At 61.8% G+C, this 14519-nt stretch carries 9 protein-coding genes (1 of these 9 cut by a window edge); 1 reads left to right on the forward strand and 8 read right to left on the reverse strand.

The annotated features are described in order from the left end of the window. A protein-coding gene (locus ASD50_RS00715; RefSeq protein WP_056234739.1) for a M23 family metallopeptidase crosses the window boundary here: on the forward strand, window positions 1–1137 show its 3' portion. 831 nt of this gene lie to the left of the window's left edge; the window shows 1137 of its 1968 coding nt (coding positions 832–1968); its start codon lies off the left edge, out of view; its stop codon occupies window positions 1135–1137. Between the two features lie 24 nt (window positions 1138–1161). Here ASD50_RS00715 and ASD50_RS00720 read toward each other — a convergent pair whose 3' ends face one another. The 8 genes from ASD50_RS00720 to ASD50_RS00755 all read right to left on the reverse strand — a co-directional run bounded on the left by ASD50_RS00720 (window position 1162) and on the right by ASD50_RS00755 (window position 14335). Further along, window positions 1162–2727, reverse strand: a complete 1566-nt coding sequence (locus ASD50_RS00720) for an MFS transporter (protein ID WP_056234744.1) — start codon at window positions 2725–2727, stop codon at window positions 1162–1164. An 83-nt stretch (window positions 2728–2810) separates the two neighbouring features. Next, window positions 2811–4271, reverse strand: a complete 1461-nt coding sequence (locus ASD50_RS00725) for a L,D-transpeptidase family protein (RefSeq protein WP_056234326.1) — start codon at window positions 4269–4271, stop codon at window positions 2811–2813. Window positions 4272–4649: 378 nt separating this feature from the next. Continuing rightward, window positions 4650–7262, reverse strand: coding sequence for an ATP-dependent chaperone ClpB (clpB, locus tag ASD50_RS00730; RefSeq protein ID WP_056234330.1), 2613 nt, complete (start codon window positions 7260–7262; stop codon window positions 4650–4652). A 231-nt stretch (window positions 7263–7493) separates the two neighbouring features. Further along, window positions 7494–8315, reverse strand: coding sequence for a DUF4167 domain-containing protein (locus ASD50_RS00735; protein ID WP_056234333.1), 822 nt, complete (start codon window positions 8313–8315; stop codon window positions 7494–7496). 306 nt (window positions 8316–8621) lie between these two features. Continuing rightward, window positions 8622–9515 (reverse strand): peptide chain release factor N(5)-glutamine methyltransferase, encoded by an 894-nt coding sequence (gene prmC, locus ASD50_RS00740; protein ID WP_413813861.1) that lies wholly within the window; start codon window positions 9513–9515, stop codon window positions 8622–8624. Next, window positions 9512–10588 carry a peptide chain release factor 1 gene (gene prfA, locus ASD50_RS00745; RefSeq protein ID WP_056234340.1) on the reverse strand — a complete coding sequence of 359 codons (1077 nt, stop codon included), beginning with the start codon at window positions 10586–10588 and terminating at the stop codon, window positions 9512–9514. The genes prmC and prfA overlap by 4 nt, the downstream gene beginning before the upstream one ends. Before the next feature lie 141 nt (window positions 10589–10729). Continuing rightward, a complete protein-coding gene (gene ptsP, locus ASD50_RS00750) occupies window positions 10730–13000 on the reverse strand; it encodes a phosphoenolpyruvate--protein phosphotransferase (protein ID WP_056234343.1) in 2271 nt (756 codons plus the stop codon). 81 nt (window positions 13001–13081) lie between these two features. After that, complete coding sequence (locus ASD50_RS00755; RefSeq protein ID WP_056234346.1) at window positions 13082–14335, reverse strand: aspartate kinase; 1254 nt, start codon at window positions 14333–14335, stop codon at window positions 13082–13084. Between the last annotated feature and the right edge of the window lie 184 nt (window positions 14336–14519).

The following is a 14519-nucleotide window of genomic DNA, read 5'->3' on the forward strand; positions in this document are numbered from 1 at the left end:
CGCGATGACAAGAACATTACCGATGCCTTCGCCGACTCCGGCTACACCGGCGAAGACGCCACTGGCATGGCCAATGCGATCAGCAAGCTTCTGAACGCACCTGCGCTGAAGGCCGGAACGGTGCTGCGTGTCGGCATCGAGGTTCGCGGCGATGTTGCGACCGTGGTGCGCACAGGCGTGTACGACCGGACACGCCACATCGTTACCATCGCCCGCGACGACCGCGGCCAGTACGTACCGGCACAGGAACCGGAGACGAATCCGGAACTGGCGACCGCTTTCGATGATTCGCCGCCGGTCGTGGTCCGCGGCAACCTGCCCAGCGTTTACGACGGCATCTACCGCGCTGCCTATTCCTATGGCATGTCCAAGGAAATGACGCAGCGCCTGGTCCGGCTGCTTGCCTCCAACGTCGATTTCCAGTCCCGTTCCAGTCCGTCGGATCGTCTTGAAGTGCTGTTTTCGCAGCCTGACGGCGAAGACGAGGCTTCGGACGATTCGGAGCTTCTCTATGTATCGGCCACGATCGGCGGCTTTACCCGCAACTTCTACCGCTTCCAGTTGCAGGATGGAACTTTCGACTACTTCGACGAGAATGGCAGCAGCGCGCAGCAGTTCCTGCTCCGCAACCCGCTGCCCAATGGCAGGTTCCGTTCCGGCTTCGGCGCGCGCCGGCATCCGATCCTTGGCTATGTACGCATGCACACCGGCGTCGACTGGTCGGCGCCCGTCGGCACGCCGATCATCGCGGCCGGCAACGGCATCATCGAAAAGGCAGGCTGGGCCGGCGGCTATGGCAAGCAGATCATCATCCGTCATGCCAACGGCTATGAAACCTCGTACAACCACCAAAGCGCGTTCGCCAAGGGAATGGCACCCGGCACCCGCGTGCGGCAGGGCCAGGTTATCGGCTATCTCGGCCAGACCGGCCTCGCCACCGGTCCGCACCTTCACTACGAGTTGATGGTCAACGGCACCAAGGTGGACCCGATGCGGGTCCGCTTGCCGGTCGGCAAGGTTCTCAAGGGCGACGAACTTGTCACCTTCAAGCGCGAGCGCGAGCGCATCGACGATCTCCTGAAACAGGAAGACAAGGACCAGTTGAAGGTCGCGAGCGCCACCAAGACCGAAGGCTGATTCGCCAACTGAAGCGCGATCCGGCTAAGGATGGCGATCCTGCGCCCAATTTCGCCAAGGCAAGGCACTGCCCGGCACGCTGACCCAGGCGACAATGGCTGAGACGAAGCACAAGCCCGCCGTTGCCCACGCGACCGCCGAAAAAGCAAAATCGCTGGCAGCAATCCGCGCCGCGTCGAGACTTTCCCCAATGGCAGCGGTCAAAGGTTCCCCGAAGCCCGGCATGCCGGCAACGCCTTGCGGTCCGAGCGCCCAGCCATAGGCCCAGGCCGCGACCGAGCCCATGGCCGCGACAGCCATCAGACCGCCGATACGCGAAACCGCATTATTGATGCCGGAAGCCGCACCCGTATCCCGATCTTCGACCGAGGTCATGATCGCCGTCGACAACGGCGACACCACCAGCGCCATGCCGATGCCCATGACGACCATGAAGGGGAAGATGCCGAGCCAGAAATCGCGGATACCCATTCCAACCGTCACGGCCGAACCAGCAAATGCCAGTGCAACGAGCAGGCTGCCGGCAGCGATTGGAAAGCGTGGCCCGGCGCGATCCGACAGGTTCCCGACCGGACCCGACAGGATCGCAATTGCCACGGATAGCGGCACGAATGTGAAGCCGACCACGGCTGTGTTCAGCCCCCACCCGGCGATGAGAAGCATGGGCAGGTAAAACAGGATGGCGGACAGCGAAAAATACAGGAAGAAAGTCGCGATATTGGCGCCCGAGAACGCGCGGTTGGCAAACAGGCCAAGCTCGATCATCGGTTCGCGTTGGCGTCGTTCCCACCAGATGAATGCGATGAGCACGAGGAGCCCCGCCACCACCGCAGTGAGGCTATGGCTTGCCGCACCGCTTGCGCTTTCGCTGCTCATCGATGTCAGCCCGTAAGCCATCGAACCGAACGCCGCAGTCGCCAGCACCGCGCCGCCGAGGTCCAGCGAGCGCTTTTCCGTCGGCACGTCGTCCGGCACTTTCGTCAACAAAAGGAAGATCGCCAGGCCACCCAAAGGCAGGTTGATGGCGAAGATGGCGCGCCAGATGCCATCGCCGAACGCCGACAAAACCAGGCCGCCAAGGATCGGGCCGAGCGAAGTGGTCAAGGCCGAGGCGGCGGCCCATATTCCGATGGCCCTGCCCCGTTCCTTTTTCGGATACGCCTTGGCGATGATGGCGAGACTGCAAGGCACCATGATAGCCGCGCCGATGCCCTGAATGGCCCGGCATGCAATGAGCACGGCAGGATTGGGCGCCACGACGCAGGCCATGGACGCGGCAACGAAGAAGGCGATCCCCACCGAGAAAACGCGGCGCAGCCCGAATCGGTCACCTGCCGTGCCGCCTGCAAGAATGAGCGCCGACAAGGTCAGCGCATAGGCGTTGGAAATCCACTGCGCCTCGACAAGGCTGGCCCCGAGGTCGGCCCGGATCGCGGGGATGGCGATGGCCAGTACGGAGCCGTCAATGAACCCGAGCGCCGATGCCAGGATTGCTGCAATTAGTACGAACTTGCGCTGGCTCTGCGGGCAAAACGACCGTTCCGCCGAACCGGTCGGGGGTGAAACCGCATCAGTTGCAGGGGTACCGATTGCATCCCACACGATTAGCCCCTCAACGGTTCCCCGGCAATCAGGCCACATCCGGCAGGGGCCCGCATTTCCGGATAATTCGGTCAGTCCACGAACTCGACCGTAACGCCCGGCTTCACCAGCTTCGCCAGTTCCGTCGCATCCCAATTGGTCAACCGGATACAACCGTGGCTTTCGGTCTTGCCGATCTTGGAGGGTTCCGGCGTGCCGTGAATGCCATAGGTCGGCTTGTCGAGGGCAATCCAGATCGAGCCTACCGGGCCGTTGGGGCCGGGAGGAATGGTCAGGACCTTGTCGTTGTTGCCCTGCTTGAAATTGAGATTGGGGTTGTAGGTGTAGTTCGGATTCACGGCGATGCGCGAAACGGCGTGAATGCCGGAAGGCGACGGCGTGTCGGTCGAACCGATGGTTGCCGGATAGGCCGCGACCAGACTGCCGTCTTCGCCATAGGCGAAAACCTGCTTCTTGGCCTTGTCGGCCAGAATCCTTGCCACCGGCTTGCTGACCAGCCTGCCGAAATTGGCCACCTTGATGATCGTGCCGGGCCTGTTGAAATTCACTCCCGGATTGATCGCCTTCAGATAATTCTCGTCCATGTGGAAGCGTTCGGCGATCGCTTCGGTAACCGAGGTGAACGCCATGCGCTCAAGCTTGGCCTTTTCACTGTAGTCGTCTGGAACCGAAGCGACATAGGGGCCGGCGGCATCTTCGGGCGTGATGGTGTAGGAGGCAAAGGCATCGCCGCCGCTATTTGCCAGCGCCTCGGTGATACCGACCGCATCGGTGGATTTAAGCTGGTTGCCGGTGATTTCACGGTAAGCGGCAAGTGCCTTGTCGACATTGGAGCCGAAACGTCCGTCGATGACGCCGGGTGAGGCGCCGGCGCGGTCGAGCAGGACTTGCAAGGCAGCGATTTCTTCTCGCGCGCCGATCGACAGAGAAGAATCGACCTTGGCCGCCGAACCCGGTGCGATGGGCTCTGTTATTGTCTCTTCCGGTTGTGCCGGCTGGATGGATGCTTCTTCAAGCTGCTTCGGCTCGACGGGTTGCTCGCGCGTCACCTGAGGCTCATCAGGTTCCGTGGCATTTGGATAGGTCTGACGAGGCGCTTGCGGAAATACATCCACCGAGTCGTTGCCATAGGGATCGTATTCATCGACAGGCGGCGCGATCACGCGCCCCTCTTCTTCCAATTGACGACGCCGGAACCGCGCCATGTCCTCCGGATCATCGAGATAGTAACGATCTTCTCCGGGAGGTTCCCGGTCGAGCTGCCTCGCCTGCTGGCGTCGCAACGCGCGCCGGTCGAGCCGCGTCTGAGGGGGTTGAACCGCTACAACTTCGCCGGTGACGGCATCGACGATGACGCGGTTTCCACGGCCGTCATAATAGACTTCATAGTCGCCGTTCTGGGCAACAACGATGGCGCCGCCAGAATTCACGGGACCTGCGGTGCGCGGGTCATCGGCATTTTGCGAGGCGGTCGCACTGGTCGAAAAAAGCGCCGCAGCCACTGCTGATAGCGAAAAGATCATGCGCAACATGCAGGCCAAGCTCTCCGGTGCATTTCGTGCCGCTCAACTTGAGCGGTTAAAGAACTAGGTCGTGAACTCATAAATCTGGTCGAAATGGTGTGAGGCCATCTGTTCGGATATGCGAAGAAAGAGCGCAGGAAATGTCATTCATTTTCAAGCTCTTTCGACAAAGTAGCCGGACAGATGGACCACATCGCCTTTCGCGACTCTCCTCGCATCTTTTCGCCGTTCCTGGCGCCATTTCGATCACATTTATGAGTCCACGACCTAAGGTGAGCGAACACCTTAAAAACCAGCCATCCAGATTAAGGTTCCAACATGAACCGGGCATGAAGATGGCCGCATTGCTGCGGCCATCTGGTATGACATCACCTTGTTGCGCGGAGCTTACGCGGCCTTTTCGGCATCCTCGACCACGGTCGGCTTGGAACGGAAGTTCAGCCGGTCCGACCCCGCCGTCACCTTCACAGTCGAACCATCGAGGATATCGCCGCCGAGGATTTTCTCAGCGAGCGGGTCCTGCAACTCCTTCTGGAGGACTCGCTTGAGCGGGCGCGCACCGTAGACCGGTTCATAGCCCTTGCCAGCCAGCCAATCGATCGCATCGGCATCGAGGTCGAGATGGATCTTGCGATCGGCAAGAAGCGCCTCCAGCCGCTTGAGCTGGATCTCGACAATCCTGTCCATGTCCTTGCGGCGCAGCCGATGGAACAGGATGATCTCGTCCACGCGGTTGAGGAACTCAGGCCGGAACGACGCCTTGACGACGTTCATCACGTCGTCGCGCACGAGATCGACGTCCTGGTCTTCGGTCAGGTTGACCAGATACTCCGATCCAAGATTCGAGGTCATGACGATCAACGTGTTGCGGAAATCGACCGTGCGGCCCTGCCCATCGGTCAGGCGTCCGTCGTCCAGAACCTGCAACAGCACGTTGAAGACATCCGGGTGCGCCTTCTCGATCTCGTCGAACAGCACGACCTGATAGGGCCGGCGCCGGACGGCTTCGGTCAAGGCACCGCCTTCCTCGTAGCCGACATAGCCGGGAGGAGCACCGATGAGACGCGACACCGAATGCTTTTCCATGAACTCCGACATGTCGATGCGCACCATCGCGCTCTCGTCGTCGAACAGGAACGAAGCCAGCGCCTTGGTGAGTTCGGTTTTGCCGACGCCGGTAGGCCCGAGGAACATGAACGAGCCGATCGGCCGATTCGAGTCCTGCAAACCGGCGCGCGCACGGCGGACCGCCTTCGAAACGGCCTGCACCGCCTCGCCTTGGCCGACGACACGCTTGCCGATCTCGTCTTCCATGCGCAGGAGTTTGTCTCGCTCGCCTTCCAGCATCTTGTCGACCGGAATCCCCGTCCAGCGAGACACGATGTGGGCAACGTGGTCGGGCGTGACAACCTCCTCGACCATGCCGCCGCCCTGGCCGTCGCGCGCCTCGGCTTCCGTCAACTGCTTTTCCAGCTCCGGTATCCTGCCATAGGCAAGCTCGCCAGCGCGCTGGAACTCACCCTTGCGCTGGGCAATGGCCAGTTCGTTGCGTGCCTCGTCCAGTTCCTTCTTGAGATCGGCGGCAAGACCAAGCTTCTGCTTCTCCGACTGCCACTTGGAAGTCAGTGCGGTCGATTCTTCCTCAAGGCCGGCGAGTTCCTTTTCCAGCCGCACGAGCCGGTCTTTCGACGCCTCGTCCTTTTCGACCTTCAGCGCCTCGCGCTCAATCTTGAGCTGCATGATGCGGCGGTCGACCTCGTCCAGCGCTTCCGGCTTGGAATCAACCTGCATACGAAGCCGCGAAGCTGCCTCATCGACAAGGTCGATGGCCTTGTCGGGAAGGAAGCGGTCAGCGATGTAGCGATTCGAAAGCGTGGCCGCCGACACGAGCGCCGAATCGGAGATACGCACCTTGTGGTGCTGCTCATATTTCTCCTTCAGTCCGCGCAGGATCGACACCGTGTCTTCGACAGTCGGTTCATCGACAAACACCGGCTGGAAGCGGCGAGCCAGCGCCGGATCCTTTTCGACGTGCTTGCGATATTCATCGAGCGTGGTCGCGCCAACGCAATGCAGTTCGCCGCGCGCCAGGGCAGGCTTGAGCAGGTTCGACGCATCCATCGCACCGTCAGCCTTGCCCGCGCCGACCAGCGTGTGCATCTCGTCGATGAACAGGATGATGCCGCCAGCCGCCGACGTGACTTCGGACAAAACGGCCTTCAGCCGCTCTTCGAATTCGCCACGGTACTTCGCGCCGGCAATCAGCGCGCCCATGTCGAGCGCCATCAACTGCTTGTCCTTGAGCGATTCAGGCACGTCACCGTTAACGATGCGCAGTGCGAGACCCTCGGCAATCGCCGTCTTGCCGACGCCGGGTTCGCCGATAAGAACAGGGTTGTTCTTGGTACGCCGCGACAGGACCTGGATGGTGCGGCGGATTTCGTCGTCACGGCCGATGACCGGATCGAGCTTGCCCGCGCGGGCGTCGGCAGTGAGATCGCGCGCATATTTCTTCAGCGCATCGTAGCCCTGTTCCGCACTTGCCGAATCGGCGGTGCGGCCCTTGCGCATATCGTTGATGACCTGGTTGAGCGCCTGCGGCGTCACCCCGGCCTTGGTCAGGATGTCAGCCGTCTTTGCCGACTTCTCCATGGCCAGCGCCTGCAAAAGGCGTTCCACGGTCACGAAACTGTCACCGGCCTTCTTGGCGAGATCCTCAGCGGTCGAGAAAACCTTCGCGAGCGGCTGCGCCAGGTAAAGCTGGCCGTTGCCGCCTTCGACCTTCGGCAACGAATCGAGCGCCGCATCGCCGCTGACTTCAACGTCGCGTGCGCGGCCGCCGGCCCGCTCGATCAGCGAAGCCGCGAAACCTTCGTCATCGTCGATCAGCGCCTTGAGGATGTGTTCAGGGGTAAACTGCTGGTGATTGCGGTTGAGCGCATACTGCTGCGCGGACTGGATGAAGCCGCGCACGCGCTCTGAATATTTCTCTAGATTCATACTTGTCTCCTTCCATCACCGGCCCGCTTTGCGGCACCGGATCAGATTGCGGTGACGAACCCGCCCAATGGGCCGGGTCCAGTTCTCGACTGATATGGTACACGAACCCCGCCGCCTCAAGAAGCCGGCAGGCCCACGATGTGAAAATCTCGCCTGCGGCCGCAATGAAGCCTCAAAAACAAAACGGCGGGGATTTCTCCCCGCCGGATACGCTGTGCATATGCACGAAAATCAGGACTCGGAAACCGCAGCTTCAGGCTCGGCTGAGTTGCCGGCGGCTTCATCCGCGCTCACGCGCGGGCGGCGCGGGCGACGCGGACGGCGCGGCGCGGCTTCCTCGACGGGAGCCGCGTCATTGAGTTCCGCCTGGGCGGCCAATGCCGCCGGCCCGAGGTCCTCGACCACGACCGCCTCAACCGGCTGGGTTTCTTCGCCGGGTGCCGCCTCGGCTTCAGGCTGGGCTGCACTGCGTGGACCGTCCTGTTCATTGCGCTGGCGAAATTCACCGCGCTGGCCATTCTGGTTGTATCCGCCCGGGCGGCGCTCGCGGTGGCGTCCGCCGCCATTTTCGCGATTGCCGCGATTTTCGGCGGCGTTCTCGGAGTTGAGCGCGACTTCTGCCGGCGTGCCTTCGATGACGGGCTGAGGACCGGAACCGTTGTTGGCCGAAACCTGGGTTTCGTTGCCATTGACGTTGCCGTCGAATTCCTCGCGCTCATCTTCGCCGTCATCGTCGAAGTCGTCGCGGTTGTGCTGGACCTGCTGGATCGGCATCTGCGCCTGGGCAGCCGCGATGATGCGGTTGTAATGTTCTGCGTGCTGGAGATAGTTCTCGGCCATCACCCTGTCGCCGGAGCTCATCGCGTCACGGGCAAGAGCGGCATATTTCTCGGCGATCTGTTGGGCGGAACCGCGGATTTTAACGTCCGGGCCGTTGCTCTCGTAATTGCGGCTGAGAGGGTTGGGACCCTTGCGATTGTTGTTGTTATTGTTGTTGCCGCCGCCATTGTTGTTGCGACCGCGCATGCGTCTGTTCTGCTGTTGTGGCCTCATCAGACTCTCTTCAGTTTGAATATCTTGAAAAATCCATCGCGAAAGGCGGCGCTCATGCAGCCAGCCGTTTCGTCATCCCGCCGGTGTTCGCCCGCATCGATTGCGTTGGCGCCACGTGCCATCCTGTCCTGGTCACATAACACTTGCCGGACGATTCCCGCACGAAGCTCTAGCGTCACTTGCACAAGAGGGCAGCTATTTCCAAGGGAACCGAACCGCTAGGAGCACTGCCAGCTTCGTCTCATCCGGTTGCGGCGACCCTATATACATTCCCAAAGCTTGCCAAGCGTTATTTCGTCGCGGATATCAGCCTTTTTGCGGACGGGTAAACACCAGCACGCGATCATTTCCGCCCAGGTCGGCAAGCGCCTGAAACCCGGCGAAGCCGGCCTGTTCGAACAGCCGGGTTACATCCGCCTTCTGCTTGCTGCCGATTTCGACCGCGACGATCCCGTCCGGTTCCAGATGGTCTGCACTTTGCCTCGCAATGACGCGATAGGCCTCGAGACCGTCCGTCCCGCCATCCAGCGCGCGAAGCGGATCGAAGGCGCGGACTTCCTTTTGCAAGGTTTCGATTTCGCAGGACTCAATATAGGGAGGATTTGAGGCGATTACATGGTACCGCCCCGAGATTTCCTCAAACCAGTCGGACCTGACTGCCGTGAACCGGCCCGAAAAACCAAGCGCACTGGCGTTGGATCGGGCGGTTGCCAGCGCACCTTCGGAAATGTCCGCCGCGGTCGCTTCGGCCCGCGGTTCGGCGCTCAACAGCGCCAGCGCGATTGCTCCGGTGCCTGTGCCAAGGTCTAGAATGCGACACGTCCCCTCCCGCGCGGCAATCGCCTTCACGAACGGCAGCAAGGCATCGACAAGGGTCTCCGTATCGGGTCGCGGCTCCAGGGTGTCAGCCGACAACGAAAGACGAAGACCGTAAAACTCTCGAAACCCTAGTATGCGATGAACCGGCTCGCCTGCGATCCGTCGCTCCAGGGCATTATCGATCGCCGCAACGGCGTTCGCACCGATCCCACGATCGGGATCGACAATGGCGTCGGTGCGCGACGTGTCGGAAAAATGCTCGACCAGAAGCCGCGCATCCAGCGCCGCGTCATCGATCCCCGCAGCGGCGAGACGCGCGCGGGCCGCACGGTGGATCGCCGCCAGCGTCGCCGCGCTATTTTCGGGTAAGAACAGCGTCAGCCCTCGGAAATATCGGCAAGAAGCCTCGATTGATGGTCGGCGATCAATGCATCGACGATTTCGTCGATCTCCCCCATCATCACCCGGTCGAGCTTGTAAAGCGTCAGGTTGATTCGGTGGTCGGTCACCCGGCCTTGCGGGAAGTTATAGGTGCGAATGCGCTCCGAACGATCGCCTGAGCCAACCTGGGCCTTGCGCGATTCGGAGCGTTCCTCATCGGCCCGGCTGCGCTCCAGGTCGTAGAGGCGCGCACGCAGTATCTGCATGGCCCGCGCCCGGTTCTGGTGTTGCGACTTTTCCGCCTGCACGACCATGATGCCGGTCGGCAAGTGCGTGATGCGCACGGCAGAGTCCGTCGTGTTGACGTGCTGCCCGCCAGAGCCCGATGCACGCATCGTGTCGATGCGGATATCCTCGGGCCGGATATCGATATCCACTTCCTCCGCCTCCGGCAGCACGGCGACGGTCGCAGCCGATGTATGGATGCGGCCTTGCGCCTCCGTCTCGGGAACGCGCTGCACCCTGTGCGCGCCGGATTCGAATTTCAGATGGGCAAACACGCCCTTGCCTGACACCGCGGCAAAAATTTCCTTGTACCCGCCAACCTCGCCTTCGCTGGCCGACACCGTCTCGAAGCGCCAGCCTCTGGATGCCGCATAGCGCTCGTACATGCGATAGAGATCACCGGCGAAAAGCGCGGCTTCGTCGCCGCCCGTACCGGCGCGGATTTCCAGTATGGCGTTGCGGTCGTCGGCGGCGTCCTTGGGCAGCAGCAGGATCTGGATGTCCTTCTGCAACGCCTCGATGCGCTCTCGGACGCCCGGCAAATCGGCTTCCGCCAATTCTCGCATCTCCGCGTCCGTCGCCTTGTCCGCCAGCATTGCAGACAGGTCGGATTCTTCCTGTTCGGCTGCCCGCAACTCCCGGATCTTGGCGACGAGGTCCTGTATGTCGGCGTATTCCGACGCCATTTTCACATAGGCATCAGCCGCCGGGCCGGCAGCCATCTGCGCCTCGAGCATCTCCAAGCGCTTGACGACCTGGTCCATGCGGTCACGGGGTAGATTGGTCATGGCTTTGACATTTCGGCCAGATTCACGTCAGGGCGAGCCGAAAATGGCGAGTTTCGACAACCGGAGCGGAATGTACATGTTGGGTATATGAGCATCGGAAGCGCAGAAAGTCGCGATTTGCAGGCCGCCATCACGTGAATCTCAAAGAGGGATGGAGCGGTCGTCAGCGAAGGCCTGCAACAGCGCTCGCATCGGAATGCCATTTGCCGGTGCCGGCAGATTATCTTCGAAGAAGGCTTCCAGTTCGGCAATCGGCAATTCGCACAACATTGCCTTCACCGGGCCGATCGATGCCGGTGACATCGAAATCGAGCGGAAGCCCAGGCCAAGCAGCGCCATGGCCGAGATCGGCTTGCCCGCGAGTTCGCCGCACAGCGTCACCGGAGTATGGTTGCGCCGGCTGGCATCCGCGATCTGCTTCAGAACACGCAGGAACGGTATCGACAACGGGTCGAACCGATCCGAAACCTGGGTATTGCCGCGATCGACAGCCATGATGAACTGGAACAGGTCGTTAGACCCGACCGAGACGAAATCGACCGCCTTCATCAACTCATCGAGCTGGAAAAGAAGCGACGGCACCTCCAGCATGGCGCCGAGCTTCAGGCTGGTCGGCAAGAGATGGGCGAAGCGCGACAGGTGCCGCACCTCGCGGTCGATAATCTCGCGCGCCTGCACGATCTCACCGAGTTCGGTGACCATCGGCAGCATGACTTTCAATTCGCGTCCGCCGGCAGCCTTGAGAAGCGCGCGGATCTGCGTCCTGAGCAATCCCGGGCGATCTAGCGTGAGCCGGATCGCCCGCCAGCCAAGTGCAGGATTTTCCTCCTGCGCCGTGTTCTTGAAATAGGGAAGCACCTTGTCGCCACCGATATCGATGGTGCGGAAGGTGACCGGCTTGCCCCGCGCCGCATCGAGCACGTCGCGATAAAGTTCTTCCTGTGCTTCCGCGCGCGGGAAGGTCGAAGCCACCATGAATTGCAGTTCGGTCCTGAACAGGCCGATGCCGCTCGCGCCCGATTCGGCCAACTGCGGCAGGTCGACCATCAGGCCGGCATTCATCAACAGATCGACCGGAACGCCGTCCGCCGAAACGGAAGGCTTGTTGCGCAGTTCCCGGTAGAGTTCCTGCCGGCGCGCCCTGAACCGCACCTTTTCGGCATAGGCCGCCTCAAGGTCGGGCTGCGGCCGAAGATGCGCGGTGCCCTCCTCGCCGTCGACGATGATGGCATCGCCATTTTCGGCCATCGAGACCGCGCCCTTGACTTGCCCTGCCACGGGAATGCCCATGGCGCGCGCCACGATCACGACATGGCTGGTCGCCGCGCCGTCCTCCAGCACCAGGCCGCGCAGCTTGTCGCGCGGGTAGTCGAGCAGCTCTGCTGCGCCCATCGAGCGGGCCACGATGATCGCGTCCTTCGGCAAGGACGCGGCGACATCATCCGGCCCGCGTCCCATCAACTGGCGCAGCAGCCGGTTGGCGAGATCGTCGAAATCGCTCATCCGCTCGCGCAGGTACGGGTCGGTCATGTGCATCATGCGGGCGCGCATGTCGCTTTGCACTTTTTCCACCGCCGCCTCGGCGGTCAGGCCGTTGCGGATCGCTTCTTCCAGCCGGCGCACCCAGCCGCGGTCGTTGGCGAACATGCGGTAGGCTTCCAGCACCTCGCGATGCTCGCCCTCGAAGGCCACGTCGCGGCGTTCCAGCATGTCGTCGATGGAGAGCCTCAGCGAACCGAGCGCTGCCGCAAGGCGGCGCACCTCGTCTTCGCTGTCTTCGTTGAACAGGTTGGTGACGACGATGCGCGGCTCGTGCAGCACCACATGGCCAAGCCCGATCCCGTCGTTGAAGGAGACACCCCCAAAACTGGCCGGCCGCTTCAGGTCAAGTTCGAGTCCGGGCCGCGTCAGCCGGGCAAGATCGCCTGTGGCGATCATTTCCGCGATCACCATCGCAGTGGTTTCCAGCGCCTCGACCTCGTCGTCGCGATAGGTGCGCATGGTCTTGTTCTGGACGACCAGAACGCCAAGGGTGCGGCCAGCCCTCAGCACCGGAACGCCGAGGAAGGAGCTGTAAATCTCTTCGCCTGTTTCCGGCAGGTACGCGAAGGCCGGATGCTCCTGCGCATTGGACAGGTTGAGCGAACGGGCGCTGGCAGCGATGGTGCCGACAAGGCCTTGGCCGAGCCGCAGCTGCGCCAGGTGGACCGCTTTCGGATTAAGACCCTCGGTGGCGTAGAGTTCGAGCACGGAATCGGCGCGCAGCACATAGAGCGAGCAGACTTCGGCGACCATGTTCGAGGCGATGTCGCGGACAATCCGGTCAAGCCGCTCCTGCGGCTCGAGCGGCTCTTGCATGAGCTCGCGGAGCCGTTTCAGCAAAACGCGTGGGCCGACGGCCGTTTCACGCATCGCGGCACATTCTCCAATGGCTTCAACCCAGCGGGCGCCCCTGCCCGCCGGTAGTCAACGCAACAACAGACTCCTACGCCCTTATTGCTTATCTAGACCGTATACGGAATGGAGCGTGCGAACTGCAAGCTCTGTATAAGGTCCGTCGATCAGGATGGAGATTTTGATCTCCGACGTCGTGATGGCCCGGATGTTGATCGACTTCTCCGACAGCGCCTTGAACGCGGTCGCCGCAACGCCGGTGTGGCTCCTCATGCCGATGCCGATCACCGACACTTTCGACATGCCGTCGTCATGCTGGACAGCATCGAAACCGACCGTTTCCTTTACCTTTTCCAGAACGGCGAGCGCCTTGCCGATATCTCCCGACGGCACCGTAAAGGTCATGTCGGTCGATTTGCCGTCCTCGGAAATGTTCTGGACGATCATGTCGACATTGATGCCGGCATCTGCCAGCGGGCCGAATATGCCGGCGGCGACGCCCGGCCGGTCGGCCACGCGGCGCAACGAAATCTGTGCCTCGTCCTTGGCGTAGGCAATTCCTGTGACGACCTGCTGTTCCACGATTTCATCCTCGTCGCAAATAAGCGTTCCAGGCGGATTGATCAGATCCCCCATACCGGGCGCGTCCGGATCGTCGAAAGACGAACGCACGAAGGTGCGCACCTTGTGCACCATGGCGAGTTCGACAGAGCGAACCTGCAGCACCTTGGCTCCGAGCGAAGCCATCTCGAGCATTTCCTCGAACGAGATTTTCGCCAGCCGGCGCGCCTTCGGCTCGATACGCGGGTCCGTCGTGTAGACGCCATCGACATCGGTATAGATATCACAACGATCTGCCTTGACCGCAGCAGCGATTGCGACGGCGCTGGTATCGGAGCCGCCACGGCCAAGCGTTGCGATACGATTGTCGGGGCCTAGCCCCTGGAACCCGGCGACAACCGCAACCTGCCCCTCGCCGAACCGCTTGATCAGGAAAGAGCCGTCAATATCGGTGATGCGGGCTGCGCCATGCGCATTGTCGGTCCGGATCGGGATTTGCCAGCCCAGCCATGAGCGGGCATGCACACCCATGTTCTGCAAGGTGATCGCCAGAAGTCCCGCCGTGACCTGCTCGCCCGAGGCGACCACGGCGTCATATTCACGCGCATCGTGCATGGGCGACGCTTCACGCGTCCAGGAAACCAGTTCGTTTGTCTTGCCGGCCATGGCCGACACCACGACGGCAACTTCGTGTCCGGCATCGACCTCGCGTTTGACATGGCGCGCGACATTGCGGATGCGGGCGATGTCGGCGACCGAAGTCCCGCCGAATTTCATCACGATACGCGCCATAGAAGCGGAATGCCTTTGGATGCTGGGCCACAACGGCCACAAACTGAAAAATTGAGCGCCCACAAATCCGGACGCCGATGCGCGGCCTCCTTAGCCAAAACGGCCCCTGTGTGCAAGCGACAGGAGACCGCGCCCCGGACCTGAAAAATTGCTGCCTTGACTTTCGTCTTCTCACGCCCGACTT

It is taken from the genome of Mesorhizobium sp. Root552 (assembly GCF_001427285.1).
GTDB lineage: Bacteria > Pseudomonadota > Alphaproteobacteria > Rhizobiales > Rhizobiaceae > Mesorhizobium.

Bases quoted from the DNA above. Each gene is read 5' to 3' on its own strand.
- ASD50_RS00725 (WP_056234326.1), bottom strand. From the start codon at position 4,271: ATGTTGCGCATGATCTTTTCGCTATCAGCAGTGGCTGCGGCGCTTTTT.
- clpB (WP_056234330.1), bottom strand. From the start codon at position 7,262: ATGAATCTAGAGAAATATTCAGAGCGCGTGCGCGGCTTCATCCAGTCC.
- ASD50_RS00735 (WP_056234333.1), bottom strand. From the start codon at position 8,315: ATGAGGCCACAACAGCAGAACAGACGCATGCGCGGTCGCAACAACAAT.
- prfA (WP_056234340.1), bottom strand. From the start codon at position 10,588: ATGACCAATCTACCCCGTGACCGCATGGACCAGGTCGTCAAGCGCTTG.
- ptsP (WP_056234343.1), bottom strand. From the start codon at position 13,000: ATGCGTGAAACGGCCGTCGGCCCACGCGTTTTGCTGAAACGGCTCCGC.
- ASD50_RS00755 (WP_056234346.1), bottom strand. From the start codon at position 14,335: ATGGCGCGTATCGTGATGAAATTCGGCGGGACTTCGGTCGCCGACATC.